Raw genomic sequence first — 26,637 nt, forward strand, 5'->3', positions numbered from 1 at the left:
GGCGACCGCGGGGGTCAGCGCGCTCGCGTTGGCGGCAGCCACTCTCGCGGCGTCACCCGCGTACGCCGCCCCGGCCGCGCACGCGCCGGCCGGCTCGACCGGCAAGCCCGCCGCCGCCCCGGCGTCGGCCGCGAAGCTTCCGGCCGACGCGCCGAAACTGCCCGACGGCTATGGTCCGACGGCAGCCCAGCAGCGGGCGATGGCCAAGGCGAGCGCGCAGGCGCACAAGACCGGCAAGCCCGTCGTGGTCTCCGCGCTGACCACGCCCACGTGGTTGATCACGGCCAAGCCAGGTGGCGGATTCACGCTCACTGGCAATACGAAACCTGTACGCACACAGCAGAACGGCGCGTGGGTCGGGGTCGACACCGCGCTGCACAGGAATACGAGCGGCGGCATATCACCCGCCGCGACCGCGTACGGAACGGAGACGTTCTCGGACGGCGGAGACGGGCCGTTGGTGACCACCACGTCGAGTTCGGGAGGCTCGTATTCGATTTCCTGGCCGGGAAGCCTGCCGACCCCACTGATCAGCGGGGGAACCGCCACGTACCGCAATGTACTGAGCGGTGTGGACCTCGAACTCACCGCGAACTCGACAGGCGGGTTCAGTGAGGTCCTCATCGTGCACGACGCGAAGGCCGCGGCCAATCCGAAACTCGCCGCGTTGACGCTCGCCGCACATTCCTCCGGCGGTTCTAATATCAGAACCGGAACTCTCGCCGCGAGCCGAGACGGAATGGCGCTGCAGGCCTCCAGCGGGCTCGAGTGGGACTCCAACACCACCCTTCCGGCCGACGGCGCGAAGACCTCCGCGTCCGCCGCGGCGACCCAGGCGCGGATCGCGGCTGCGGACCCGTCGAGCGCCGCCGCGCCGGGTCTCGCCGCGCACACCGCGCCGATCAGCATCGGCATCAAGCCCTCGGCGCTCACGCTGCGTCCGAGCTCGACGCTGCTGACCGGCAAGAACGTCGACTGGCCGGTCTACGTGGACCCGACGTTCTCCTGGCACCCGGCCTCCGGCGCCAGCCCCGCCTTCGACGAGGTCAAGCAGGACAGCCCGTGCAACGGCGTGTCAGACTACGACAACTCCGGGTCCAGCGCGGACTACGGGGAGCTCGGCGTCGGCTACGTCCCCTACGCCACGTCCGCGACCTGTGAGGGAATCCAGCGCGCCTTCTACCAGTGGTCGCTGCCGAGCGTGATCGACGGCGGGCAGATCGGCTCGGCCACGGTCGGCGTCGCCGAGCGGTGGCAGGCCAGCTTCAACTGCTCGCTGAGCCGCACCGTGAACCTGCACTGGTCCGGCGGCATCGGGTCAGGCACCAACTGGAACACCCGGCCCGGATACCTCGGCGGCTCCGACTACTACGACGGAACCGCGAGCGTCGGCGCTGCGTACAACCCGACCGGCTGCCCCGACAACAGCACCGGCGTGCCCGGCGGCTTCAACGTCCAGGGCCCGATCCAGACCTCCGCGAACAACCACTCCTCGCAGATTACCTTCGCGTTGACCGACGACACCGAGGAGGGCGCACAGACCATCACGGACTTCGCGCGCTTCTCGGACAACCCGACGTTGAACATCGCCTACGGACACATCCCCAACACGCCGACCGCCAGCCAACTCTCGGCGTACGTCAACTCGGACGTCGCCTCCTGCGCCACGGCCACGCCGTACCCGTTTATCGGCAAGTCGATCGTCGGCAGCCCGGTCAACCTCAGGGCGGCCAACATCACCAGCAGGGACGGCGACCAGCTACAGGCCACGTTCAAGTACTGGCTGACCTCGACGCCGGGCACGACGTACACCCTCAAGTCGGCGGACAATCTCGCGAGCAACGCCACCGCCACGGCCTCGCTGCCGTCGAGCTTCACCAGCGCCTTGACCGAGGGCGAGAACGTGTCCTGGGAGGTGCAGACCAGCAACGGCCTGTGGTCGACGGCGTGGTCGCCGGTCTGTACCTTCACGGCCGAACCGACCGCTCCGGACGCCCCGACCATCGAGGACAACAGCACATATCCGAACACGGACACCGACGGCGCCACCGCGGGCGGCGCGGCGGGCACGCCCGGCACCTTCCAGGTCGTGGACGGCGGCACCGCCGTGGCCACGAAGTACTACTACGCCCTCGACCAGGCCATCCCGAACAGCGGCGTGCCGGCGTCGGACACCGCCCAGCCGCTGGGCACCACGGCCTCCAGCCCGACCGACGTATGGGCACTGAACCAGAGCACGGGCACCTCGGCCACCGACTCGGCGGGAACCGATCCCGCCACGTTGCAGTCCGGGGCGAGCTGGGCCGACGATTCCACGCGCGGGCAGGTGCTCGCGACGAACGGCACCTCGACCGGCTACGCGCAGACGTCGTCCACGGCTGTGCCCACGAACGCGGACTTCTCGGTCTCGGCCTGGGTCAAGCTCAACTCCGTCTCCACCGTGTATCAGACCGCTGTCTCGGAGGACGCCTCGGCCGACTCGGCGTTCTACCTGCAGTACGACGCGGGTGACAAGGCATGGGCTTTCGCCCAGCTCTCGGCGGACAGCGCCACCCACTCCTACTATCGCGCGCACGGATCGAGCACTCCGACGGCCGGCGTGTGGTACCAGCTCACCGGCGTCTACACGCACTCGACCGGGGCGATGCAGCTCTACGTCAACGGCGTGCTCGCCGGTACCGCGACCAACCCGACCGAGTTCGCCGCCACCGGAGCGCTCGCGATCGGCCGCTCGTTCTACGACGGCGCCGACGCGGACCCCGTCAACGGCGACATCTCCGGCGTGCAGGTCTACAGCAGGGCCCTGACCGCCGCCGAGGCCACGTCGATGTACAACGCCACCGCGCTGAAGATCACCCCGCTCGACGCCGGGCCGCACACCCTGCACGTCGAGGGCGTCGACGCCGCCGGCGACGTCTCGACCGCCTCCGACTACCACTTCACGGTCGCCAGCCACCAGACCGTCAGTTGCGGCACCTTCCAGCAGTGCCTGAACAACACGGCCATCAGCGCGGACACCGCGCAGTCGGCCGCGAACGCGGACGGTTCCGGCAACAGCATCTCGGCGACCGATCTGGCCAACGCCGGCTGGACCAGCGCGGGCGAGGTCACCATCGACGGCACGCCGCTGACGCTGCCGACCTTCGGCACCGGTAAGTCGGACAACGTACTCGCCGAGGACCAGACGGTCACCTACAACTACGCCGCGCCGGCCACCGGAGCCAGTTCCCTGACGATGCTCGTCACGGCGACGAACGGCGGCTTCGACCTGGCGGGCGGCATCAACGGGGACACCACGACGCCGTACGTGCCGGGCGGCACCGGCGTGGCCGGAACCTACTGCTTCGACGGGACCACTCCCCTGGGCCAGTGCGCTCCGCAGGGCTACGTCAACTACGCTTCGGGCTGCGCGTCGGCCACGGACAACTCCCAGCCGTACACGCTCACCGTGCCCGACTGGAATTCGGGGCCGTCCACACTGGCTGCGGTGACCCTGCCGCACATGAACACCGCGAGCGGCACCCAGAACACGACGGACCACCCGAAGATCTACGCGTTCTCCGTCCCGCTTTACCCGGGTTGCACGGTGCAGTCCATCACGCTGCCGGATGACGGCGTCCTCAGCACCAGTTCCGGCAGCATCCTGACCAGTGGGATCCACGTGTTCTCGATGGGCACGCGCAACACCACAGTCGGCACCGTCGAATCCGGCGGGAGCACGGTCGCGACCCCGACCTACACCACCAGCTCGAACGCGACCGCCCCCTACACGTGGACCGGCGCGTGGGCGTCGGACACCGAGGGCAACTACACGTTCGAATCCGGCAACTTCAACAACCAGTCGTTCCGCGTCCTGGTCCAGCCCTCGGTGACCGGATCGACGGTCCGCATCAAGCTGGACAACGCCCTCGGCAGCTCGCCGATGGACATCGGTGACGCGACCATCGCGCCGACCAGCGGCAACGACATCACCCCGACCCCGGCCACCACGGCGGCGCCGGTGGAGCTGACGTTCAACGGCGGCAAGACGACGACCATCCCGGTCGGCGGCATGGTCTACTCTGACCCGCTCAGCTACTCGGTGACCGCCGCGCTGTGGTACGCCGTGTCTTTCGAGCTGACGAACTCCGCACCCGACATGGTCCAGCACTCGTGGGCCACCGACTCGTACGAGTACGTCGCGCCGGTCGGCTCGGGTGACTCCACGACCCAGCAGTCCGGGGCCGAGTTCACCGCGAGCGGAGCCGTCAACGGCTCGTTCACCGACCTCGTCACCGGTCTCGACGTGCAGACCGAGAACGAGCCGACCCAGGTCGTGCTCGGCGACAACCTCATCGACGCCTGGCAGCCGAACACGGCGCCGCTCTCGCCGAACAACGGCGACGCGATACGGCTGTCCGACGATCTGGCCGACGCCTCCGCCACCGGTTCCGTCCCGTACGGCACGGTGAACGCGGGCATCGAGTCGAACCAGATCAGCGTGGACTATCCGGAGACCGCCACCGGCGGGCTCGTCGGCGGCCCCTCGGTGCTCTCCCGGATGGACCGCGACGTCCTCGACGAACCGAATGTCAGTACCGTGATCCTCGACGAAGGGCTCGAAGACGCGCTGACCGGACAGTCCGAGGCCAGCCTGCAGAGCGCCATCGGCGACGTGCTGGGAATGACCAGCAACGTCATCCAGACGAGCAACGGCGGCACCTTCCTCAACACCATCGCCATCGGGCTGACTCCGTGCGGCACCTATAACGGCGACGGCGCCACCGGCTCCGGAACCAACGCCAACGACCCGTGCACCGGGACCACGGGTGGGGTGGAGAGCGTTCGCACCACGATCAACGCGTTCCTCGCCAACACCTCCGCACCGGGCTACTTCTATATCGATCCGGACACCGCGATCGGGGTGACGTCGGACAATCCGGTCCAGCTCGGGCCGCTCGCGATGGTCGGGACCAGCCGGAACAACACCCCGTCCGACCCGGTCAACCTGTCGAACGCCGGCACCGGCGCGCTCGCCAGTAGCGTCATGGCCGCGCAGGACATCTGGCAGATGGACGACGGTAGCGGTCAGTCGGCCGCGGACAGCGCGCTGACCGACAACTCCAACCCGTATCTGGCCGTCACCGACCAGTATTCGAGCGCCAACGATCTGACGCTCAACGGCACCACCACGTGGCCGACCGCCACGGTGGGCGCGCTGAGCGGCGAGACCGTGTTGGGGCTCGACGGGTCCACCGGCTACGGCCAGACCTCGAACACCGACGTCCTCAACACCGCGGGCAGCTTCTCGGTGAGCGCGTGGGCCGAGCTCAACGCGGTCCCCAGCGGCTTCGAAACCATCGCGGCCGAGGCGGGCAGTGAGGCATCAGGGTTCTACCTCCAGTACAACCCGAATGCCAAGTCGTGGTGCATGAACTTCATGCAGACAGATACCGCGAGCACACCCGGGCAACCGTCCGTCCCGTGCTCGTCCACGACCCCGACCGCGGGCACCTGGTACCACCTGGTCGGCACGTACAACGCCGCGACGAAGACGGCGCAGCTCTACGTCAACGGCAGCCTGGTCGCCACGTCGACGGGCATCACGAACTGGTCCGCGACCGGTTCGATGCTCATCGGCGCCGACCAGTACGACGCGAGCACCGGCGACTTCTTCAACGGAGATGTCAGCGACGTCCAGGTGTTCAACTACGCGCTGAACGCAACCCAGGTAGCCGCGCTGCACGACCAGATCAGCTAGCCGCTTTCCGGTCCCGGGCGGCCTGAAAGGTTGCCGTCGGTCGCTTTCGACGGCAACCTTTCAGGCTCATAATCCTGGGCACCGGCTCCCTGTGCCACCCTCGATGGAAGCGGCCCAGGCAGCGAAGCCGCAGGAATACAGAATGTCAGACCTCTGAAGTGGGGAAAATCTGGGGAAGATCCGAAGCGAAACCTGCCAGCAGATGGCAGAGATCTGCCCAGAACCGCACGGGATCGCAGCATAATGCGAGGCGGGAGCCGGTGACCGATTAATACTCGCAGGTCACCGACCCCCACATGCCACAAGAGAGATTATGTTTGCGAGCGACCCGTAGTCAGCCTCTTAACTTCCATACAGCTCGCTGAACTGCAGGTTTACTAGAAGAAACCACGACATCTGCCGCAACGGGCCCGCACGTCCGAATGGCTGCTACTTTGCGTGACTGGCAGGGTTCCCCATTTTCCCCGCCTGCGCACCCGCACGTAACGCGAAATTGCAGGTCAGGGCCCCGTGCCGTCCGGATCGGCCATAATGGAACCCGCATCGGACCGCGCCGTGGCGCTGCCGGCGGCTGCCGTCATGCATAATGTTTGCTAACCATGAGTCGCCACAATCCCTGCAGGTCAGGGTGGTATTACCTGGCTCGCGTAGGCCGGGGCCGGATGGAATCGTGTATAACATTCATTATCTTACGATTTCCCGCGCCCCTGCAGGTCAAGGCGGACTTCGCTCCAGTCGTGCATAATGTTGGGTCAACCTCTAGATCTAAGTGCCTGCCCAGAGCGCCGCCGGCCGCCGCGGCGTCAACCCGGGATTCAGCCTCTAGAAGTCGCGCACCAATCCCCTCCTGTCCAGCGACTGACTAGCACCCGTCCGCTCGTCGACACGTTGCTGCACGCCCCCAAAAACGCCCGCCGCCTCGCGTGAGCCGTCGCCCACACGAACGGGCAGAGTCAGACGCTGCTGCGCGAGCGCGCAGCCGCTCATTCGTAGGTGTTCGCTCACAGCGAGCCCGGGGTGCCTCGTCGCACACTAGGCGAATGACTCGCGGCGGTTTGTGGACCCGGCGCGTTGATCCGGAGGTCGGCGTATTCGACCGCGGTGTCGGAGGACGCGGGCATGATGGAGCCATGACGCGCTATGCCTTCGACTCGCACGACCGGAAGCTGATCGCCACCTGGGGTACCGGGGCCGGAGACCTCGCCCTCACCTTCGCGGAACTCGATGCGAGCGCCGGTGAACAGGACGGCCTTCGCCTGGCGCAGGCGCTCACGACCCTGTCGAGCGCCCTGTGGCGTGCCTACAGCGAACCCGGGTCTGCCGCGGGTGACAGCGAGCAGGCCAACAGCGAGGCCTGGCACCGGGCACAGACCCGCAAAGCCTTCGCCACCGTGCCCAGCGCCGTGGCCAACCCGAACCTGCCCGACGAGCACGGGTACATGACCGTCTGCTACGACCCGGTGGAAGAGAGCGCGCACCGGCTCGGGCGGGTTCTGCACGCGATCGCCGATTCAGCGCTGTCCGAGGTCACACGGGCCGAGGTGGCAGCAGAGCTCGCCGCCGTCGAGAACGCCGAGTGCGGCAGCCTGCACGGCCGGGCGCAGCAGGCTGTGCTGCTCTCGCGCCCCGAGGCGTCGCCATCGCAGGTCGAGGCCGCGGATCGGGTGCTGCACAAGGACCCACTCGGCGCAAGCGAGTTGTTCACCGAGCTGGATCCGACCGCCGCGGCGGTCGCGGCCGCCCACTGGCTGCGCGCGGCATCCGAGGTGGCCGGCGAGCAGGCCGGGATCGACCCGTCGCGTGTGGTGTTGGAGGCCGACGCGATCGAGGCGCTGCCGGTCGAAACGCCCACCCTCGTCCTCGAACGCCTCGCCGCCGGACAGAGCCCGTATACCGTCGTGGTCGCTCTGATCCGCGACGCCGCCACCGTCGCGGAAGGCAAGATCCCCGACGTCGGGGCGCTGATCGGTCGAATCAAGGAACTCGAAGACAGGGCCACCGCGCTCGACGACACCCAGGACGGGCTGCGCGAGGCCCTGCTCGCCGAGCTTCGGCTGACGCCGCTCGACCCGTCCCGCGCTTCACTCGACCTGCTCGAAGACCTTCTCACCGGCATTCACGCATGCTGGCTCGTCTACCACGAGCACTCGGAATACGACTACCCGGAAACCGACGAAGAGCCCGACGACGAGGACCAGGACGACTACGACGAGCAGCGCGAAGAATTCATGCGCGAGTTCCGCGAAGCCGTCCGCGAGGAAGCCGCAGCTACGCGCGACGAGCTGGAATAAGCCCGAGGGGCGGCGGGCAGGAGGTCACCGAGACCGGGCGGAGCCGGTCGACCGCGGGACGGTGAATCTTGATCGCACGGTGGCGCCGACGTGCTCACCCTGAACTGCCTTCGGATCGCGGATTCCTCGAACTCGCGACCGAGCCCGACCTGCCGCTGCGTGACGCCATATCCAGATTCCGTGTCCTCGTGTCCTCGGACATGGATTGGGTCCACATGCGCAAGGCCCGGTTTCGCGCACGCGCATCGTGGGCGAAGATCCTCACGCTCGCATTGACCGCTGCATCGACGGTCGTCCTCGGATTCACCTGGCTACCGGCGCGGGCGTCGGTCGCGCTGCCGATGGTCGCCCTGGTGACCGTGATCAGCGCCCTTGAACCATTCTACAACTGGCGCTCCCGGTGGATCCTCATGGAGGAGACCCAATACCGCCTGCAGCGGCTCCGAGACGAAATGGACTACTTCCTGGTCACCACCCCGACAGCCGACGTGCGCAAGTCAGATTTCGACGGCTTCTTCCGCGACCACCAGAAGATCTGGGCTGAGACCAGCAGGCGGTGGATCGAGTACCGGCGCCTCGATGCGGCCGCTCAGAGCGCCGAGATCGAGCCAGACGGCACGCGCGAGCAGTGACACCGGCTCGGGCATGTTTTCCTGCGCACTGTACGGCGCCGCCATTATGGCCAACGAAGGCCCGCCCAGGGCCGGCGCCGCGTACCGTGGTGCTCACGCCAGAGGGCGTCGACCACAAACCCGGCCACGTCGGACCCCGGTAGCAGTATCCGCCGTGGTCGATGACCAGCCTCACAGCATCTGCGTCTGAATAACCAGACCGGGCGCTACCCGATGGCCGGTCCCCCGCGTTTCGACCGCCCCCCGCCTGACCGGCGCGCGCAAAGCGTCGCTTCTGCCCGCGGGCGGCGGTCATACCCAGACGTGGTCCTCGTCGCGGTAGTAGGGCCAGGGTTGGCCGGCGAGCCTCGGGTCTTCGAACATCGAGCGCACGGCGACGGTCCACGTCACGGGGTCGAGCAGTTCGATCAGGTAGCGGTCCAGGTCGGACTGGCGCATCTGCAGGGTCCGTTTCTGCTCCAGGACGCCGGACCCGACGGGCGTCCTGACCGTTTCGGTGAACTCCATCACCACCTCACCGGGCTGCATGACGCTTCCGTGCGCTGCGGGAAGCGCCCATCGCGCGTTTAGCCCGGCGGCCTGCATGAGTTGGGCCAGATCGGGCCCGCACGACTCGACCATGAACACACTGATATCGCCGATGAGGCGGGCGCAGATGACCGGGTGCAGCGGGTAGATCGCCCACGGGGCTCGCAGTGCGTTCCTGCCGGCCGAGTCGTAGCTCAGCGCGGCGATCCTGTACTGGGGCCGGTCCCCGATCCCGGCCGCACGCAGGGCCGGCAGGTACTCCTCGTCGTGGGCCGCGGCGTAATTCTCGTTGGTGATGCCCGCGTTCAGGCAGCCGAACTGATCCACGACCAGTAGCGCGCGGCTGCCGGGAACCGCCGTGGCGGCAATGCCCTCGGCCGCGGCGCGGTTCGCGGTCTGCTGCAGCAGTTCCAGGTGGGTTTTGAGCGGCATGGCCAGGTCGTAGAGCTTCTGGCGCGGATCGTCGCCGGGCAGTGTGCCGGCGTCCCACAGTGCCTGGTGAGCCGAGCGGATCCGATCGAGTTGCGCGCGGTCGCGGCGTCGAGGGTTCGTCTTGATCTCCTCGGTCCGCGGCGCATCGTTGTGCGGGAAGACGGTGACGTCCCCGATGCGCAGGCAGTTGGTCACGTCGTGCAGGATCGCGAAGCAGCCCTCGCGCCAGGCGTCGTCCACGAACGCGAGTTCCGCCTGCAGGCCGGCTTTGCCGGCCATCTCCCCCGGGGCGTCGTTGCGGCTCAGGGTGAGGATGTAGCGCCGTTCGAAGCCGAACGCGCGCCAGGCCATAGCGTCGCCGACCGACCGGTACTGGCGGCTGATGCGCTCCCAGATCTCGCGTTCGAAAGCCCAGGACCCTGGTTGCGTGGGGTCCTTGCCCGACTCGAGTTCCGGAGCGTCCGGCTGGGGCCGCGCGCGCTTGCGCATCAGCTTGGCGGCCCGGGAGTAGGCGCTGCGCCGGGACTGGGCGTACAGCACACGCTCGAGCAGCACCTTCTGAAAGGCGTATCCGTCGGCCGGGCCCTCGCACGCGCGAAGCTGCTCGATCAACTCCACCAGCGTCGTTTGCGCGGCATGGTGCTGCGGGTGGGCCAGAACATCCTCCGGCGCGAACCCCGCCTCCTCCAGTCTCATAGCCCGTCAGTCTCCTCCCCTGCCTTGGTGGGGCGGGGGTATTTTCGGGTCCCGACACGCGGGAAGCGGTCGGCCAACGAGCCGTGAGGCCCGTGCGCGGGGCCGTACCGCGCAGAACCGCGAACCGGCGCCGCGATGTTCGCCGTTGGACAGGTGCGGGAACAGGGGCATGGGGCGGAGCCGGGGCCTCAAGCAGCGCCGAGCGCGACGCGTCCCAGGCTAGGCCCACCCGATCCATCCCGGCTCCCCGAGAGATTCCATGATCTGCTCGTGGTCGGCTGAACCGTCCGTGTCCACGATCTCCGCGAGCGCCCGCAGTTCGTCCCAACGGCTCTGGAGCGCTCCGCGGACCTGTTCGGTCAACGCGTCGACGGACAGCACGGCGCCGTCCCATCCCCTCGGGGCGACCGCCACGCCGTAGAGGAAGGCCGCCAGCTCGGAGGTGGGCCTGTTCAGCAGCACGTGGTGATCGTGGGCGGCGTGCGACTGCACGAACCAGGAATGAAACTGGCTCTCCTTGCCCTCCACGCTGAGCCACAGTTCGGCAGCCATCCAGGCGCTGAGACTCACGGTCGCGGACTGCACCGCCGAGACGGCGGCCGGCTCCAGGAACTCGGTCCGGCCGAGCTGGGTGACAATACCCTGAGTGCCGATCGCCTCAGGGTCCTTCGGATAGATCTGGGTACCGCCGAAGTCGAGGCCGAGCCCGTGGATCGCCGCCACGTGCCCTACCTCGTGCACGGCGACGAGCATGCGCTCGTCGGCCTCGCTCAGACCTGCGCAGAGGTCTCCGATGGTCAGGACCTGCCCAGGCTCCGGACGGTTGAGATAGACCGCCAGGTCGCCCTGGCCGTGGTCCTGCTCCCACCAGGAGCCCGCGACGACGCGGATGTTGCCGCTCTCCCCCGGCCTGACATTCACCATCATGAATCCCACGATCGCACACGCCCTGCCTCCGGCAGGCGCAGAACCCGACGACGCGCCACCGCGCTGCCAGGCCCCGCGTATGAGTGGCCGTCAGCGTGCGCCGATCCCCGCCGGGCGAAGCATCTGGGCGAGCGCGCTCATCCGCGCGGGTACCGCCCAGTAGTAGACCCAGGTACCGCGGCGCTCGCAGTCGATCAGGCCCGCCTCGCGCAGCACCTTGAGGTGATGGCTGATGGTGGGGCCGGTCAGTTCGAAGCCCGCTGTCAGGTCGCACACGCACACCTCGCCCGATTCGGCGGTGGCGATCTGGGAGAGCAGCCGTAGCCGGACCGGGTCGCCGAGTGCCTTGAAGCCGGCGGCGAGGTGGGTGGCCTGCTCCGCGCTGATGGCGGCCTCGGTCAGCGGGGTGCAGCAGGCGGCGTCCGTCGCGATCAGGTCGAGGACTGGCCTGGGTGCCGTTATCTGCTTCGACATGCCTCTATCTTGACAGCTGTCTAATCAGGCGGCAAGCTGTGGCTTGTTTCGACAAACATCTATTTAGGCGCCGGTCCGCTTGCGGCTAGCGCAGCCGGGAGTGGAGTCATGGGCGAGTCCGAGCAGGTCGACGTGGAGTCAGCGGCACACGCGACGGGTTCCGAAGGCGCGGCGGGCGGTGGCTGTTGCGACGCTGCCCCGTCGACTTCGACGTCGACGGAGACGGTCGCGGCCCCGCCGTGTTGTGGCACGTCGGCGCAGGCCGCTGCGGAGGGTGCGTGCTGCGGGGCGTCCGCGAAGGCCGAGGCCGTCGCCGTCGGGGCGGGCTGCTGCGGCTGACGGGCTGCCGGTGTGCGAGAAGGCGTGGTGAGAACGATGGGAGAGAGCTTGATGAGCGGGCACGAGCAGGTCGAGTCGTTGCCGGTGGTCGTGATCGGTGCGGGGCCGGTGGGCCTGGCCGCGGCGGCGCACCTGGCCGAGCGCGGGGTCGCCTTCACGGTGCTGGAGTCGGGCACCGAGGCGGGTTCGGCGGTGCGGTCGTGGGGGCATGTGCGGGTGTTCAGCCCGTGGCGGTACAACATCGACGCGGCGGCCCGTCGGCTGCTGGAGGCCGCCGGCTGGTCGGCGCCGGATGCCGAGGAGCTGCCGACCGGGCACGAGCTGGTCGACGCCTATTTGGCGCCGCTGGCCAAGCACCCTGCGATCGCGCCGCATGTGCGCTACGGGCAGTCGGTGACGGCGGTCAGCCGGCTGGGCTTCGACCGGGTGCGCACGGTGAGGCGTGACCAGGCTCCGTTCGTGCTGCGGGTCGCGAACGGCGAGGGCGAGGTTCGGCTCCGTGCTCGTGCGGTGATCGACGCGTCGGGGACGTGGCTGAGCCCGAACGTGCTCGGCGGCGACGGCATGCAAGCGGTGGGCGAGGCTGAGGCGCGGGCGGCCGGGGTGGTGTCCTCGGCGCTGCCGGACGTCCTCGGGGCCGAGCGGGGCGAGTTCGCCGGGCGGCGGGTGCTGGTGGCAGGCGCCGGGCATTCGGCGACGAACACGCTGCTGAACCTGGCGCAGCTCGCGGAGCAGGAGCCCGGGACCCAGGTCTTGTGGGCGATCCGCGGCCAGGTCGGGCAGCGGGTGTTCGGCGGCGGTGTGGCGGACGAGCTTCCTGCGCGCGGCGCGCTCGGCTCGCGGCTCAAGGAGCTGGTCGACTCCGGCCGGGTGGAGCTGCTGACGGGCTTCTCGATCGAAGCGGTCGAGCAGGGCGAGGGCGGCGTGCAGGTGACCGCCGCGGACGGCCGGACCGTGAGCGTGGACCGGATCGTCTCGGCGACCGGGTTCCGCCCGGACCACACGGTCAGCAGCGAGCTGCGGGTGGACTGGGATCCGGTGCTCGGCGCCACGCGGGCGCTGGCCCCGTTGATCGACCCGAACGAGCACTCGTGCGGCACGGTGCCCCCGCACGGCCAGGAGGAGCTCGCGCACCCGGAGGCCGGGTACTACGCGGTCGGGATGAAGTCCTACGGGCGCGCGCCGACGTTCCTGATGGCCACCGGGTACGAGCAGGTCCGTTCGATCGCCGCCTACCTCGACGGGGACCTTCAGGCGGCGGCCGAGGTACACCTGGAGCTGCCGGAGACCGGGGTGTGTTCGGCGAACCCGGACGAGTCGGCCGGCGGCAGCTCGTGCTGCGGACCGGCGCCGGTGGCGCTCTCGATCTGGCGCGGTCTCGGGACCGGGGTCAGCGGCGGGCTGCTGTCGGCGCCGCTGCAGCTGATCGAGACCGGCGACGGCGGACCAGGGTGCTGCTGATGCACACGGATGCCCCGGCCGGTCCGTCCGGCCGGGGCACACGGCTGCGGGCGGGATGGGGGCAGTACCGGTGGCGGCTGGTCACGGCGGTCGCGGTCTCCCAGACGGTGTCCTACGGAGTGCTCTACTACAGCTTCTCGGTCTTCCTCGCCCCGACCGCACAGGCGCTACACGCGAGCACGACGGCGGTGACCGGCGCGATGACCCTCGCGCTGATCGCGGGCGCCGCGAGCATGCTGCCGGTCGGCCGGTGGCTGGACCGGCACGGCGGCAGGATGCTGATGACTGCGGGGGCTATCGTGGCGACGCTGCTCGCGCTCGCCTGGTCCCAGGTGCGCTCCGTGCCCGAGCTGTACGCGGTGTGGGCCGGGATCGGGGCGGTGTCCTCCGCGGTGCAGTACGAGGCCGCGTTCCCCGTGGTCGTCTCGCACTTCCCCGCGCACCTGCGCTCCCGCGCGCTGCTCGGGGTGACGGTGGTCGCCGGGTTCGCCTCCAGCATCTTCCTGCCGGTCGCCGGCCTGCTGGATCAGGGCCTTGGCTGGCGCGACGCGATCCTGGTTCTGGCGCTGGTGCACGGGGTGGTGGTGATCCCGCTGAACGCGTACGTCCGCCGCCCCGGCACGCACGCAGCCCGCCACCACGCAGATCGCACGCGGCGCGAGACGGTGCGCCGGGCGCTGCGCGACCGGGTCTTCCACCTGCTCGGCGCGGGGTTCGTCGCTCAGACCGGTGCCGTGGCCACGATCTCGGTGCTGCTGGTCACGGTGCTGCGCGCGCTCGGGCACCCGCCCGCGTTCGCCGCCGCCGTCGCCGGGCTGCTCGGGGTCCTGTCTGTCACCGGACGCCTTGCGAGTACCGCCGTCGGGCAGCGCGTCTCGACCCGGCAGGTGACGGTCGTCGTGTTCGCCGTCCAGGGCGCCGGGGCGGTGTTGCTGCCGCTGATCGGACGCAGCCCGCTCGGCGCGATGGTGTGCGTACTGCTGTTCGGCCTCGGCTTCGGCGTCGCCTCGATCGCCCGCCCGGCACTGCTGGCCGAGCACTTCGGCACCGACGCCTTCGCCACGCTCTCCGCGCTGTGGGCGGTGCCGCTCACGCTCATGGAGGCGTTCACGCCGCTCGCGGTCGCGCTGCTCTGGCACGCCGCGGGCCTGGCTTGGGCGATGGCGGGCGCAGCCGGGCTGTGCGCCCTGGGGTCGCTCGCGCTACTTGCAGCCGGTCGCGTTCGTGTTCACGATCATGCTCGTGGGTCGGTGATACCGGCGTAAACCGGTGGCTTGCTGTCCTTCCCGGCGCGGATACTTGGATCTCATGGAAAAGCCGCATCACCTGGCCGCCGCGTTCATCGCCGGGTTCGGGGTCGCCAAGCCCGGCGCGGAGGCGCGCATGGGCCGCGTCAGCCTGCGCAGCAAGGCCAGCGGGGAGATCCGCCGTAGGCAGGCGGCGGCGAACATCTGCTTCGAGTACGGGCTCTACCAGGTCGAGCAGCCCAGCACGTCGCTGGCCGCGCACTACGCGAACGACTGGTGGGAGACGTACGAAGGAGCGCTCCCGCTGGCCGCCAAGGCCCTGGAGGCCGGGACCGCGGGACGGGACGAGTGGCTCACGATCCTGCTGCACATCCAGGCGGTCTGGCCGAGGCATCCGGACTTCGAGCGCGACGTCAACGAGCAGGGAGCCAGGCGGGGGCTGCCGCCGGTGGCCGGGGACTTCCTCGAGCGCCTGCGCCAGGCTGCGCTTAAGGAGAATCGCCAGGTGATGGCCGCCTCACGGTTCGCCGTGCTGCGCCGCGACGAGCGCGCCGAGCGGTTCCTGCTCAACGACAAGGGGTTCGCGACCTTCGGCGACCATGAAGCGGGCATGGTCTTCCCGCTCACCCGCGAGGTCGCGGTGCTCATGGCCCTCGGCCGGGTGCGCCCGGGTGAGGACTACGAGCAGCTTCCCCGGGTGGAGCGGATCGTCAACGCGCGCGGGATGCGGCTGCTCAACGACCTCGCCTGGGATCACGCCGGCATCCGGTGCGTGATCTCCCACCCGGACGACGACCCGCAGCTGGCCGGACTCACCGACCACGACCGGACGTTCAAGATGACCCCGCGCCGCCAGCGGCCCTACCGGCACACCCGTGAGCCGCGCCTGCTCGACTGGGCCACCGCGACCGCGTGACAGCCCGTCAGTCCTGCGCCGCGACCGGCACGTCCAGTTCCCGTAGCAGGCCTCTGACCCGTAGTTCGATCGCGTCGCGGATGGGGCGGACCTCTTCGACGCTCAGGCCGTTGGGGTCGGGCAGCTCCCAGTCGAGGTAGCGCTTGCCGGGGAAGACGGGGCAGGCGTCCCCGCACCCCATGGTGACCACGACGTCGGCGGCTTGGACGACCTCGTCGGTCCAGGGCTTGGGGAACTCGGCGCTGATGTCGATGCCGACGTCCTTCATCGCGGCCACAGCTGCGGGGTTGACCTGGTCGCCGGGTTCGGAGCCGCCGGACCAGGCGACCGCGTTCTCGCCGGCGAGGTGCTGGAAGTAGCCGAGGGCGATCTGGGAGCGGCCGGCGTTGTGGGTGCACAGGAACAGCACGACCGGCTTACCGACGTGCATCTTGCCCTCGACCTTGGCCAGGGCGGTGAGGCGTTGGCGGGCGAAGCGTTCGGCCAGCAGCGGCAGGAAGTTGGCGATCGAGGCGCGGCTGGCGAACTGGTCGTAGCTGGAGTGCAGGAACCGCTCGATGGTCTCGGTGCCGAACGTCCCGTCGAACTCGCGCTGGAGGTTGACGGCGGCGGTGCGCAGGGCGAGTTGCTGGTCGATGCTGAGGTCAGCGTGGGGGTAGATCTCCATCGTGCTCGACTCCTTCGTCGATGCGGACGGGTTGGATGGCCGGGACCAGCCGGTCGATGCGGTCGGTGAGCTCTTCGACGGCGGCGTCGAAGGCGGCGTCGGTGCCGGCGGGGGCGGGGTCGGGCACGGCCCAGTGCAGCCACGGGCCGTTGCGCGGCCCGGCGTGTTCGTGGGCGTGGTCGCACACGGCGACCACCAGGTCTCCAGGTCGGATGACCTGGTCCAGATGCCGGGTGCGGGTTCCGGCGAGGCTCAGCCCGTGGCGTCGGGCGGCCTTGACCGTGCCGGGATGCACGCGCTCGGCGGGCTCGGTCCCGGCGGAGGCGGTCGGGATGCTGCTGCGGCGCGACCACAGGGCCTCGGCCAGCGGGGACCGTGCGGAGTTCGCGGTGCACACGAACACCACCCGCTGCGCCTCGCGCATCCCCGCCGGTACCAGGGCGGACAGGGCCTCGGGCACGAGGCGGACGTAGTTGCGGCGGTGGTCGGACTCCGAGCGTGCCCGCGTGATCAGGCCCGCCTGTTCGAGGAGCCCAAGGTGGTGGGCGAGCAGGTTGCTCGCAAGGCCGAGTTCGCGCCCGAGTTCGGTCGGCGAGGCGTCCGACAGGACCAGGCGCTCGACGATCGCGAGGCGTGCGGGTTCGCCGAGGGCGGCGTGCCGCTTCGCCCGCGTCTCCAGATCAGTTCGCTCAGCGTTCATTGACTCAATTCTCGTTGAGATATAGTCTCGCGTCAAGGCCACCGGGCAACCGCCTGACCTGGCTGCATTAACTGTCATCGATGAACTGATCCGGCCCTGACCGTGGAGGACCGCCCGTGAACCCGCACCCAGCCCGCCGCGCGCTCGCCGAATTCCTCGGCACCGGGCTGCTCGTCACCCTCGTCGTCGGCTCCGGGATCATGGCCCAGCGGCTGTCCCCGAGCGACGTCGGATTGCAGTTGCTGGAGAACTCCACCGCCACCGCGCTCGGCCTGGCCGTGCTGATCTTGATCTTCGCGCCGCTCTCCGGAGCCCACTTCAACCCCGCCGTCACGCTCGCGGACTACGTCCTCGGCCGCGGCCGGCAGGACGGGCTCACCGCCCGCGTCGTCGCGCTCTACATCCCCGCGCAGGTCGCGGGCGGGATCTGCGGCACGATCCTGGCGAACCTGATGTTCGCGCTGCCGGCGGTGACCCTCTCCACCAAGGACCGCAGCGCCGGGCACCTCTGGCTCGGCGAGGTCGTCGCGACCGCCGGCCTGATCCTGCTGATCTTCTCCCTCGGGCGCACCGGCCGCGGACACTACGGACCGGCTGCCGTCGGCGCGTACATCGGCGCGGCCTACTGGTTCACCTCCTCGACCTCGTTCGCGAACCCGGCCGTCGCCATCGCCCGCGCCTTCACCGACACGTTCGCCGGGATCAAGCCGTCCTCGGTGCCCGCGTTCGTCGCCTTCGAACTCGTCGGCGCCGCCGTCGGCATCGGGTTGATCGCGCTGCTGTATCCGACCGACCGCGCGACCGCCCCCGCGCCGGTGGACATCAACACCGACCCGGACTCCGCCTCGACCGACCTGGCCAACGCCACCAGCAACGGGAGCGCCCCGTGACCGCCCACCCCTCAGACCCGCTCGATCCGACCGTCGCCGACGTCCTCGACCGCGCCGCCGAGACCCTCGCCGCGAAGTACCACGGCACCTTCTCGGCCGAGTCCGTGCACTCCCTGGTCACCGAGTCCTACCGGCTGCTCGCCGAGAACGCCTCCATCCACCGGTACCTGCCGGTCCTGGCCGTGCACTTCTCCACCGACCGGCTCACCGCCGCCGCCAAGGCCCACGGCCGCCCCGGCAACCCCAACCCCGAAGTGCTGTTCGTGTGCGTGCACAACACCGGCCGCTCCCAGATCGCCGCCGCGCTGCTCGCGCACCGCTCCGGCGGCGCCGTGATCGCCCGCTCCGCCGGATCGGCACCGCGCGGCGAGATCGACCCGGCCGTCCTGCGCGCCCTGCACGAACTCGGCATCGACCTCGCCCACGCCTACCCGAAACCGCTGACCGACGAGGTCGTGCAAGCGGCCGACGCCGTGGTCACCATGGGCTGCGGCGACGCCTGCCCGATCTACCCCGGCAAGCGCTACCTCGACTGGCACCTGCCCGACCCCGAAGGCCGCAGCATCGAAGAGGTCCGCGTCATCCGCGACCAGATCGACGCCCGCGTCCGCGACCTGCTCGCCGAACTCCAGCCCTACCCCATCGCCTGACCGCGCACGACCACAAGGAACGAGAGCCACCATGACCGAGACCACCAAGCCCAGTGTCCTGTTCGTGTGCGTGCACAACGCCGGACGCTCCCAGATGGCCGCGGGATTCCTCACCCACCTCGCCGCAGGCCGCATCGAGGTCCGATCCGCCGGCTCCGCCCCCCGCGACCAGGTCAACCAGGTCGCCGTCGAGGCGATGAAGGAGGTCGGCATCGACATCTCGACCGAGGTCCCGAAGATCCTCACCATCGACGCCGTCCGCGCCTCCGACGTGTGCATCACCATGGGCTGCGGCGACGCCTGCCCCGTCTTCCCCGGCAAGCGCTACCTCGACTGGACCCTCGACGACCCGGCCGGCCAGGGCATCGAAGCCGTGCGCCCCATCCGCGACGAGATCGAACGCCGCATCAAGGGCCTGATCACCGAACTGCTGCCCGACACCGACACCGCCGAGGCCTGAACGACGTGGCCGACACCCCCATCCACCAGGTCGTCATCATCGGCGGCGGCACCGCCGGACACACCGCCGCCATCTACACCGCCCGCGCAGGCCTCGAACCCATCGTGTTCGAAGGCTCCGTCACCGCAGGCGGAGCCCTCTACACCACCACCGACGTCGAGAACTTCCCCGGCTTCCCCCAGGGAATCCAAGGCCCCGAACTCATCGACGCCATGGGCAAGCAGGCCGAGAAGTTCGGCGCCACCTACATCACCGACGACATCATCGCCATGGACCTCACCGGCGAGATCAAGACCCTCACCGACGGCGACGAGCAGACCCACCGGGCCCGCGCCGTCATCCTCGCCACCGGCTCCGGCTACCGACACCTGAACATTCCCGGCGAAGACCAGCTCGCCGGACACGGCATCTCCTACTGCGCCACCTGCGACGGCGCGTTCTTCAAGAACAAGCACCTCGCCGTGATCGGCGGCGGCGACAGCGCCATGGAAGAAGCCCTCTTCCTCACCCGCTTCGCCACCACCGTCACCGTCGTCCACCGCCGCGACCACCTGCGCGCCTCCAAAATCATGCAGGACCGCGCGCTCAACCACCCGAAGATCCGCTTCGAGTGGAACAGCGAACCCGTCCAGTTCGTCGGCGACAAGCAGATCGCCGGAATCCTCGTCCGCGACACCGTCACCGGCGACCTGCGCACGCTGCCGACCGACGGGGCGTTCATCGCCATCGGCCACGACCCCCGCAGCGAACTCCTGGCCGGACAGATCGACCTCGACCCCGCCGGATACGTCATCGTCGACTCGCCGACCACCCGCACCAACCAACCCGGCGTCTTCGCCTGCGGCGACCTCGTCGACCACACCTACCGCCAAGCCATCACCGCAGCCGGCACTGGAGCCGCAGCCGCCCTCGACGCCGAACGCTACCTCGCCGCCCACGACCAGCCCGCCGCCTAACCACGCGACCCCGCCCGAGGCGGCGGCACCGACAGACGATGGAGTGATCCATGACAGGTAGGCACGTGATCGCGGTCGGCGGCAGCGACGCCGGGATCAGCGCCGCGCTCGCCGCGCGCGAACTCGACCCCGGATGCGAGGTCACGGTCGTCGTCGCGGACGACTACCCGAACTTCTCGATCTGCGGCATCCCCTACTACGTCTCGGGCGAGGTCGAGCACTGGAGCAACCTCGCCCACCGCACCCTGCACGACCTGCACGACGCGGGCCTGAACGTACTGACCGGCACCCGCGCGACCGCCCTCGACACCGAAACCCGCCGCCTGACCATCCACACCCCCGGCGGGCGCGACACGCAACTGGCCTACGACGAACTCGTCATCGGCACCGGAGCCGTCAGCGTCACACCGCCGATCACCGGCCTGACCGGACCCGCCGCACTCGGCCCCAGTGATGGTGTGCACCAACTGCACACCATCACCGACGCACGGGCACTGGCCGACGCGATCACCGAACACAGCCCCGAGACCGCGGTAATCGTCGGAGCCGGATACATCGGACTCGAGATGGCGGAGGCTCTGACCCTGCGCGGCATCCACGTCACCCAGATCGAAGCGCTACCCCAGGTCCTGCCCACCGTCGACACCGACCTCGGCGCCCTGGTCCACCGCGAACTGACCGCGCACGGCGTCGACGTACTCACCGGCACCAGCGTCCGAGCCATCGAGAAAACAGGCGGACGCCTCAAGGTCCACGCCACGAACCCCGACGGGCAACCGGTAACCCGGAACGCCGACCTCGTCCTCGTGGTCGTCGGCGTACGCCCGGACACCGCACTCGCCGAAAGCGCCGGAGCCCGGCTCGGAGCCCGCGGCGCGATCGAGGTCGACCAGTGGATGCGCACCGGCGTACCGCACCTGTACGCGGCCGGAGACTGCGCCGTCACCCACCACCGGCTGCTCGGCACGACATGGCTGCCGCTCGGCACCACCGCCCACAAACAAGGCCGCGTCGCCGGCCAGAACGCAGCAGGCGCAGACCGCCGCTTCGCCGGCAGCCTCGGCACCCAGGTCGTCAAGGTCTTCGACCTCGTCGCCGCCCGAACCGGCCTACGCGAGCACGAAGCAGCCGGGGCGGGCTGCGGATGGAAACCGGCCAGCACCACCAGCACACCCGACGACCACAAGGCCTACTACCCCGGCGCCACCCCGATCACCATCCGGGTCACCGGCGACACCGAATCAGGCCTCCTGCTCGGCGCCCAACTGATCGGGCACCTCGGCGCCGAGATCGCCAAACGCGTCGACGTGTTCGCCACCGCCCTGTTCCACGGCGTGGACATCGACGCGATCAACGACCTCGACCTGTCCTACACCCCACCCCTGGGCTCGCCCTGGGACCCACTGCAGATCAGTGCGCAAGCCTGGTCACGCGAGCACCACCCGAGCGAACCCAACACCTAACCCGCCATCCCACCCAACCTCGGGACCCGAAACCAACACGCCCGTCGACTCCGCCGAGCTCCACCACCACGCCGACATCGGCGACCAGTCAGCAGCAAACGGCTACTGGACAACGGTCAGCATGCTCATCGCCCGCTCGATCGGACTGTTCGTGCTCGCCGCGTTCCTGGAGATCGGCGGCTGCTGGCTCGTCTGGCAAGGCCTGCGCGCCCACCGCGGCTGGTGGTGGGTGGCAGGCGGCGCCGTAGCGCTCGCACTCTACGGCGCAGTCGCCACCAGACAGCCCTCCGGCGACTTCGGCCGCGTACTCGCAGCCTACGGCGGAATCTTCGTAGCCGGTTCACTGGCCTGGGGCTGGATCGCCGACGGCTACCGGCCCGACGGGTTCGACGTCATCGGTGCAGTGATCTGCCTGATCGGCATAGGCGTGATCATCTACGTACCGAGGGGCCGCTAGCCTCCTGTCCGCTCGGGCATCCCCCCCGGTCGCCCCTCGCTGGCATCGCTCGCCAGCCGCCCGGCCGGACAAGCGAGATGCGGGCGAACCACGATCCGGACGACGTCATTCGGCCCGGGCCCTTGCACAAAGGCCCTGCACGCCAGACCGTTCGCTACGGAACGCCCGCCGCCTGCCCCACCGTAAGACGCCGAGCGCTGGAACTGTGGCGGCGGCCCCTGGCAGCGCAACCGGAGGTGCCCGAGGTCAGCCGGTCTCCGCTCCTCGCCCGCACCGTGCGTGGGAGGAGCACGACCCTCCTCTGCCCGGCTCTGCGACCTGGGCGTGGCCGTCGTCGGTGAACAGTCGCTCCACGTCGACGCCGGATCGCGCGGCCACCTGCGTCCACCTAGCCTCCAGTTCCGCGAGCATCGCGGTACGCATGGCGGGGGTGGTGTGGGTGTAGATCGAGCGCGCCCCGGGCTGGTGGTGTCCGAGCCGGTCGTCGCGCAGGGTCTCGGGCACGCCGAGTTCGGCGAGCATGGTGGTGTGGGTGTGGCGCAGGTCGTGGAACCGCGCCCCCGGACACAGCGCGCCGTCCTCGCCACCGGCGCGGCTCCCGTCTCCCTCGCACGCGGCGTGCCAGAGATGGAGCCAGTCGGTGTGCCGGATCGGGTCGTCGCACCGGTTGACGAACAAAAGCTCCCGTCCGCCGGCCGCCTGGATGTGCCGGGCCAGCAGTTCGGCGAGGAACGGGGGCAGATCCACGACGCGTCCGCGCCCGCCCTTGGGCGGGCCGAAGTAGCGGCGGGCGTGCACGTCCTCGTGCACCGCCCCGACCCGCGGGTGGACCTCGTACCACGCCGAACCCGCCCCACCGGGCGCGCCGCCGGCCTGCGGCAGGTGCAGGAACACCCTGCGCATCGCGCACACCTCGCCCCAGCGCATCCCGGTGAACACCCCGACCACCACCATCAGCGCGAACTGCCCCGGCAGACGCGCACACACTCGCAGCAACGTCTCGAGATCCAGCACCCGCCCCGGGCGCACCGATACAGGCGCGCGCCGACTACGACCCCGCCCGGGCATCTTCGGGGCCGCCAGAATCACGCCCTCGGCGGCGGCATCGCCCAGCAGGTCGCGCAGCACGCTCATGGTCACCGTCACACTCGACGGCGACAAGCCTCCTCGCCGCAGGTCGCGCGAGAAACCCGCCAGATCCAGGCCCGTGACCAGCTCGACCGGCACCTCGCCGAACCGCGGGGCGATGTGGTGGCGGTACTGCTGCGAGTACGTCTCAAGCGTGCTCGGCGCCAGGTCCTGCGCCGCGAACCACCGCTCCCACCACGCCCCGACCGTGACCGGGGGCTCCACGGCCGTCGCCCGCTCCTCGACCAGAGTCTCAGCCAGCGCGCGCTCACGGACCTCGCGCGCGTCCGCGAAGTGCTTGGCCTCCCGCTTCGTCGCGAAACCGGACCGGCTCCCGTACCGGTGCCCGTCGGCCAGCAACCAACGGCCCCGCCACACCCGCCCGCACCGCTCCACATACGCCATCACGACACCAGCCGCACAGATCCCTGCACCCAATAATGATCACGAAAGGCCCGAGAAAGCCAGGTCCAATGCACTTTCCGGCGCACACGCGAGCCGTTCGCACGGTGTCGCAGCCGACGGGCGCCAGCCGGTTACCGCTGCCGCAGCTGATAACCGGGTTTGGTGCATGACCTGTCCATCTGGCCGGTCACCTTCGGCCAGACCGCATTGCGAACGTCCGGACCGTTCAGCAGAAAGGTCCGCCACCTCTGGCACAGTCCTCAATAACATAGGCACGTTCCGGCGCGCAGACGCCAGCTTCGGATCGAAGGGTCACTGTGAGGACCGATCTGACGCAATACGTGTACTGGTCGCAGCGGCTCGTCGAGGACGCGGCGAGCAAGTTCCGGGTTGACCTCTCACGGCGACCGGTCTCCATTTCCGTACCCATTCCGTGGATCGGCGCGCAGCTCTCGATCGGTCGCGGCAGGCAGGCGCTCTTCCGCATGGACGTCGAGCGGCGCCTCGAGCGCAAGATGCCGCCAGGCCAGCAACAGCCCGTGGCCGCGTCGCCTTCGCCCGGATACGTCGCGGCCGCCAGCAGCTCTACGCGCGCTGTGCGGTCGCGATTGGGCCATGCCCACCGGCCGCGTCTGCGACGATCAGCAGCGGCTCCCACACATCGGCGGGCCGGTCGTTAACCTCTTAGGGCATCTGCGGGTCGACTCGGGTGATATTCTCGGCGACCAGCTTGGCCCACTCCACGAGCCGTTTTCCCTGCGCAGCCGCGTGAGCTCGGCGGCATCAGTCCTGGCCTTGTTGGCGTTCTTCGCCGCGGCTGCAGCGAGTGTCCTGGATGACAGCAGTCGACGCCACTCGATCACATTCGATGAGTACAAGCCTTCGCGGCGCACGACCGCAGCCTTGCCCCGTCCGGGGTCGCGTCGCACTCCGCGACAATGCAGACGCCTGCCGCGGCGTCGATCAGGCACCTCTCCGCCCACACTTGCTCCGTGGTTCACACGGCGCCGCGAGTTCGTCGATCCTCGACGGTGCTGGCACTGCTTGACGAAGCGGTTTGCTTGAGCACGGCGCGAAGGATTCCATTCGCCATGCGCTCGCTGCTCTGGTCGTCGAAGGACTTCAGGATATCAATGGCGTGTTTAAGACTCCTGATCGCCTCGGTGAGCTGGTGTCCGCCCTGGTAGGCGAGGCCCAGATCGACGAGCGCCATGCCTTCGTTGTGGCGGTCTCCAGCCTGCCGGTAGAGGGCGATGACCTGTTGGTGGGCCTCAATCGCCTGGTCGAAGCGGCGTGTATCTTGTAGAGCGATCCCCAAACCGGTGAGCGCGTTGGCTGCGCCGTGCTTGTCTCCTGTCTCTAGGTAGAGGCCGGCGGCCCGGCGATGTGCTTCCACCGCCTTTTCGAGCTCACCTATCGCTGCCAATGCCGCGCCGAGGTTGTTGAATGCGCTCCCCTCGGAGTGGAGGTCCTTCGCTTCCTGGTAGATGACGATAGCCTCTTGGTGATCTTCGATCGCTTCATCGAACCTCCCTGCGTCGCGGAGGGCGCGGCCGAGATTGTTGAGCGCCACGCCTTCACCATGCCGGTCCTGGGTGCTGCGGGCGATGTGCAGGGCCAGTCGATGCGCTTCGCCAGACTCCTCGAGTTGGCGCGCCTCGCGAAGCGCGACGCCAAGACCATTTAGGGCCGCGCCCTCGTTGCGCCGGTCGCCGATCTCCGCGTAGATGCCCGCCGCCTGTCGCAAGGCATCGATCGCTTCATCGAACCGCTCCACCTCACGCAGCGCGGCGCCTAAGTTGGTCAGCGTCATACCCTGCCCGGATCGATCCGCAGTCCCGCGGTAGATCCCAACAGCCCTCTGGTGGGCCTCGATTGACTCGTCGAACCGCCGTTCTTCCCGCAAAGCGACGCCAAGATTGTTGAGTGCTGTGCCCTCACCAAGCTGAGAATCTAGTGCCGCATCAGGCAACGTTTGCCCCGTCGGTGTGGTGACGCCGCCCGGCGGGGCGGATGTATCAGACTTGGCACATGGCGGAGCGGGTTCAGGTTCGGGATATCGATGACGATGAGGGCAAGCGGCTGGTGCGGATCGTGCGGCGCGGCACCGGTTCGGTGGTGACGTGGCGACGGGCGCAGATGGTGCTGCTGTCGGCGCAGAAGATGCCGGTGGCGAAGATCGCCGAAGTCACGTTCACCAGCGAGGACCGCGTGCGGGACGTGATCCACAATTTCAACGCCGACGGGTTCGACTCGCTCTACCCGAAGTACGCCGGCGGCCGTCCGCGCACCTTCAACCTGCCCGAGCGCCGCGAGATCAAGAAGATCGCGAAGTCCAAGCCGTCCGAGCACGGCCTGCCGTTCTCAACCTGGAGTTTGTCGAAGCTCGCGGACTTCCTGGTCGCCGAGGGGGTGGTCGACGACATCTCGCACGAGGGACTGAGGGTCCTGCTCCGTGACGAAGGCGTCTCCTTTCAACGCATAAAGACCTGGAAGACCTCGAAGGACCCGGAATACCAGGTCAAGAAGGCGCGCGTCGAGCACCTCTACGCGATAGCCGACGGCGAGGTGATACCCGAGGACGGGGATCCCGAGGTCGTGGTGTGCCTGGACGAGTTCGGCCCGCTCAACCTCATGCCCCACCCCGGGCGCCAGTGGACCGAACGCGGCGGGGTGCACAAGGACCCGGACCGAGCCCCGCGCCCGCGACGCCGAGCGACCTACAACCGCAACGACGGGGTACGACATCTGTTCGCCGCCTACGACCTCGGCCGCGACCGGCTGTTCGGACACGTCAAGCCGCACAAGAAGCGCACGCAGTTCCTGGAGTTCTGCCGGTACCTGCGCACCTTGTACCCGACGGATGTGCGCATCGCGATCGTCTGCGACAACTTCTCGCCGCACCTCACGACCAAGCGCTGCCGCAGGGTGGCGGACTGGGCCGAGGCCAACAACGTCGAGATCGCCTACACCCCGACGAACTCCTCATGGCTCAACCGCATCGAAGCCCAGTTCACCGCCCTGCGCTACTTCGCGCTCGACGGCACCGACCATGCCAGCCACAAAGAGCAGGCCAGCATGATCCGCCGGTACATCATCTGGCGCAACAAGCATGCCGACGACACACGACTACGCCAGATCGTCGCCAGGGCAAACGTTGCCTGATGCGGCACTAGCT

21 protein-coding genes are annotated in these 26,637 nt (G+C 69.2%); 13 read left to right on the forward strand and 8 right to left on the reverse strand.

Going from position 1 to position 26,637, the window contains the following annotated elements; genetic code table 11:
* The first annotated feature begins 28 nt into the window (after window positions 1-28).
* The 3 genes from KDK95_RS20470 (at window position 29) to KDK95_RS20480 (ending at window position 8,663) form a co-directional block, all read left to right on the forward strand.
* The gene (locus KDK95_RS20470; RefSeq protein ID WP_212519833.1) at window positions 29-5,740 is read left to right on the forward strand and encodes a LamG-like jellyroll fold domain-containing protein; all 5,712 of its coding nucleotides are present in this window, start codon (window positions 29-31) and stop codon (window positions 5,738-5,740) included.
* Window positions 5,741-6,870: 1,130 nt separating this feature from the next.
* On the forward strand, window positions 6,871-8,031 hold the full coding sequence (locus KDK95_RS20475) for a hypothetical protein (protein WP_212519834.1): 1,161 nt from the start codon (window positions 6,871-6,873) through the stop codon (window positions 8,029-8,031).
* Between the two features lie 215 nt (window positions 8,032-8,246).
* Window positions 8,247-8,663, forward strand: a complete 417-nt coding sequence (locus tag KDK95_RS20480; protein ID WP_212519835.1) for an SLATT domain-containing protein — start codon at window positions 8,247-8,249, stop codon at window positions 8,661-8,663.
* Window positions 8,664-8,954: 291 nt separating this feature from the next.
* Here the strand turns inward: KDK95_RS20480 and KDK95_RS20485 are convergent, their stop codons facing one another.
* The 3 genes from KDK95_RS20485 to KDK95_RS20495 all read right to left on the reverse strand — a co-directional run bounded on the left by KDK95_RS20485 (window position 8,955) and on the right by KDK95_RS20495 (window position 11,720).
* Window positions 8,955-10,319: a hypothetical protein gene (locus tag KDK95_RS20485; RefSeq protein WP_212519836.1), complete on the reverse strand. Its 1,365-nt coding sequence runs from the start codon at window positions 10,317-10,319 to the stop codon at window positions 8,955-8,957.
* 219 nt (window positions 10,320-10,538) lie between these two features.
* Window positions 10,539-11,246: a hypothetical protein gene (locus KDK95_RS20490; RefSeq protein WP_212519837.1), complete on the reverse strand. Its 708-nt coding sequence runs from the start codon at window positions 11,244-11,246 to the stop codon at window positions 10,539-10,541.
* A 90-nt stretch (window positions 11,247-11,336) separates the two neighbouring features.
* Complete coding sequence (locus tag KDK95_RS20495) at window positions 11,337-11,720, reverse strand: ArsR/SmtB family transcription factor (protein ID WP_212519838.1); 384 nt, start codon at window positions 11,718-11,720, stop codon at window positions 11,337-11,339.
* A gap of 375 nt (window positions 11,721-12,095) precedes the next feature.
* Between KDK95_RS20495 and KDK95_RS20500 the strand changes: the two genes are divergently transcribed.
* The 3 genes from KDK95_RS20500 to KDK95_RS20510 are packed head-to-tail and all read left to right on the forward strand — an operon-like array spanning window position 12,096 to window position 15,683.
* The gene (locus KDK95_RS20500; RefSeq protein ID WP_212519839.1) at window positions 12,096-13,520 is read left to right on the forward strand and encodes an FAD-dependent oxidoreductase; all 1,425 of its coding nucleotides are present in this window, start codon (window positions 12,096-12,098) and stop codon (window positions 13,518-13,520) included.
* A complete protein-coding gene (locus KDK95_RS20505; protein ID WP_212519840.1) occupies window positions 13,520-14,785 on the forward strand; it encodes an MFS transporter in 1,266 nt (421 codons plus the stop codon). Before KDK95_RS20500 ends, KDK95_RS20505 begins: the two co-directional genes overlap by 1 nt.
* Before the next feature lie 43 nt (window positions 14,786-14,828).
* The gene (locus tag KDK95_RS20510) at window positions 14,829-15,683 is read left to right on the forward strand and encodes a hypothetical protein (RefSeq protein ID WP_212519841.1); all 855 of its coding nucleotides are present in this window, start codon (window positions 14,829-14,831) and stop codon (window positions 15,681-15,683) included.
* Window positions 15,684-15,690: 7 nt separating this feature from the next.
* Here KDK95_RS20510 and KDK95_RS36000 read toward each other — a convergent pair whose 3' ends face one another.
* Window positions 15,691-16,350, reverse strand: coding sequence for an arsenate reductase ArsC (locus tag KDK95_RS36000; protein ID WP_249161602.1), 660 nt, complete (start codon window positions 16,348-16,350; stop codon window positions 15,691-15,693).
* Window positions 16,328-17,050 (reverse strand): arsenate reductase/protein-tyrosine-phosphatase family protein, encoded by a 723-nt coding sequence (locus KDK95_RS20520; protein WP_212519842.1) that lies wholly within the window; start codon window positions 17,048-17,050, stop codon window positions 16,328-16,330. Before KDK95_RS20520 ends, KDK95_RS36000 begins: the two co-directional genes overlap by 23 nt.
* A gap of 116 nt (window positions 17,051-17,166) precedes the next feature.
* Between KDK95_RS20520 and KDK95_RS20525 the strand changes: the two genes are divergently transcribed.
* From KDK95_RS20525 to KDK95_RS20550, 6 genes are all read left to right on the forward strand, one after another.
* The gene (locus KDK95_RS20525; protein WP_212519843.1) at window positions 17,167-17,940 is read left to right on the forward strand and encodes an aquaporin; all 774 of its coding nucleotides are present in this window, start codon (window positions 17,167-17,169) and stop codon (window positions 17,938-17,940) included.
* Complete coding sequence (locus KDK95_RS37780) at window positions 17,937-18,590, forward strand: arsenate reductase ArsC (RefSeq protein ID WP_307844507.1); 654 nt, start codon at window positions 17,937-17,939, stop codon at window positions 18,588-18,590. The genes KDK95_RS20525 and KDK95_RS37780 overlap by 4 nt, the downstream gene beginning before the upstream one ends.
* 31 nt (window positions 18,591-18,621) lie before the next feature.
* Window positions 18,622-19,050, forward strand: coding sequence for an arsenate reductase ArsC (locus KDK95_RS20535; protein ID WP_212519844.1), 429 nt, complete (start codon window positions 18,622-18,624; stop codon window positions 19,048-19,050).
* 5 nt (window positions 19,051-19,055) lie between these two features.
* Window positions 19,056-20,006, forward strand: coding sequence for a thioredoxin-disulfide reductase (trxB, locus tag KDK95_RS20540; protein ID WP_212519845.1), 951 nt, complete (start codon window positions 19,056-19,058; stop codon window positions 20,004-20,006).
* Window positions 20,007-20,056: 50 nt separating this feature from the next.
* Window positions 20,057-21,469, forward strand: coding sequence for an FAD-dependent oxidoreductase (locus KDK95_RS20545; protein ID WP_212519846.1), 1,413 nt, complete (start codon window positions 20,057-20,059; stop codon window positions 21,467-21,469).
* Between the two features lie 121 nt (window positions 21,470-21,590).
* Window positions 21,591-21,926 carry a YnfA family protein gene (locus KDK95_RS20550; RefSeq protein ID WP_212519847.1) on the forward strand — a complete coding sequence of 112 codons (336 nt, stop codon included), beginning with the start codon at window positions 21,591-21,593 and terminating at the stop codon, window positions 21,924-21,926.
* Between the two features lie 246 nt (window positions 21,927-22,172).
* Here KDK95_RS20550 and KDK95_RS20555 read toward each other — a convergent pair whose 3' ends face one another.
* The 3 genes from KDK95_RS20555 to KDK95_RS20565 all read right to left on the reverse strand — a co-directional run bounded on the left by KDK95_RS20555 (window position 22,173) and on the right by KDK95_RS20565 (window position 25,431).
* Window positions 22,173-23,459, reverse strand: coding sequence for a tyrosine-type recombinase/integrase (locus KDK95_RS20555; protein WP_249161609.1), 1,287 nt, complete (start codon window positions 23,457-23,459; stop codon window positions 22,173-22,175).
* A 585-nt stretch (window positions 23,460-24,044) separates the two neighbouring features.
* Window positions 24,045-24,119 carry a hypothetical protein gene (locus KDK95_RS38305; RefSeq protein WP_212519852.1) on the reverse strand — a complete coding sequence of 25 codons (75 nt, stop codon included), beginning with the start codon at window positions 24,117-24,119 and terminating at the stop codon, window positions 24,045-24,047.
* A gap of 337 nt (window positions 24,120-24,456) precedes the next feature.
* Window positions 24,457-25,431, reverse strand: coding sequence for a tetratricopeptide repeat protein (locus tag KDK95_RS20565; protein WP_212519849.1), 975 nt, complete (start codon window positions 25,429-25,431; stop codon window positions 24,457-24,459).
* Between the two features lie 59 nt (window positions 25,432-25,490).
* Here KDK95_RS20565 and KDK95_RS20570 point away from each other — a divergent pair, with 59 nt between their 5' ends.
* On the forward strand, window positions 25,491-26,624 hold the full coding sequence (locus tag KDK95_RS20570; protein ID WP_249161603.1) for an IS630 family transposase: 1,134 nt from the start codon (window positions 25,491-25,493) through the stop codon (window positions 26,622-26,624).
* Window positions 26,625-26,637 lie beyond the last annotated feature (13 nt).

The organism is Actinospica acidithermotolerans (assembly GCF_018139625.1).
Taxonomy (GTDB): Bacteria; Actinomycetota; Actinomycetes; order Streptomycetales; family Catenulisporaceae; genus Actinospica; species Actinospica acidithermotolerans.

Excerpts from the sequence above, each read along its gene's own strand:
- KDK95_RS20545 (WP_212519846.1), top strand. The coding sequence starts at position 20,057 with ATGACAGGTAGGCACGTGATCGCGGTCGGCGGCAGCGACGCCGGGATC.
- KDK95_RS20520 (WP_212519842.1), bottom strand. The coding sequence starts at position 17,050 with ATGAACGCTGAGCGAACTGATCTGGAGACGCGGGCGAAGCGGCACGCC.
- KDK95_RS20480 (WP_212519835.1), top strand. The coding sequence starts at position 8,247 with ATGCGCAAGGCCCGGTTTCGCGCACGCGCATCGTGGGCGAAGATCCTC.
- KDK95_RS20505 (WP_212519840.1), top strand. The coding sequence starts at position 13,520 with ATGCACACGGATGCCCCGGCCGGTCCGTCCGGCCGGGGCACACGGCTG.
- KDK95_RS36000 (WP_249161602.1), bottom strand. The coding sequence starts at position 16,350 with ATGGAGATCTACCCCCACGCTGACCTCAGCATCGACCAGCAACTCGCC.
- KDK95_RS20570 (WP_249161603.1), top strand. The coding sequence starts at position 25,491 with ATGGCGGAGCGGGTTCAGGTTCGGGATATCGATGACGATGAGGGCAAG.
- KDK95_RS20490 (WP_212519837.1), bottom strand. The coding sequence starts at position 11,246 with ATGATGGTGAATGTCAGGCCGGGGGAGAGCGGCAACATCCGCGTCGTC.
- KDK95_RS20475 (WP_212519834.1), top strand. The coding sequence starts at position 6,871 with ATGACGCGCTATGCCTTCGACTCGCACGACCGGAAGCTGATCGCCACC.
- KDK95_RS20485 (WP_212519836.1), bottom strand. The coding sequence starts at position 10,319 with ATGAGACTGGAGGAGGCGGGGTTCGCGCCGGAGGATGTTCTGGCCCAC.
- KDK95_RS20510 (WP_212519841.1), top strand. The coding sequence starts at position 14,829 with ATGGAAAAGCCGCATCACCTGGCCGCCGCGTTCATCGCCGGGTTCGGG.
- KDK95_RS20535 (WP_212519844.1), top strand. The coding sequence starts at position 18,622 with ATGACCGAGACCACCAAGCCCAGTGTCCTGTTCGTGTGCGTGCACAAC.
- KDK95_RS20500 (WP_212519839.1), top strand. The coding sequence starts at position 12,096 with ATGGGAGAGAGCTTGATGAGCGGGCACGAGCAGGTCGAGTCGTTGCCG.
- KDK95_RS20555 (WP_249161609.1), bottom strand. The coding sequence starts at position 23,459 with ATGGCGTATGTGGAGCGGTGCGGGCGGGTGTGGCGGGGCCGTTGGTTG.
- KDK95_RS20550 (WP_212519847.1), top strand. The coding sequence starts at position 21,591 with ATGCTCATCGCCCGCTCGATCGGACTGTTCGTGCTCGCCGCGTTCCTG.
- KDK95_RS20495 (WP_212519838.1), bottom strand. The coding sequence starts at position 11,720 with ATGTCGAAGCAGATAACGGCACCCAGGCCAGTCCTCGACCTGATCGCG.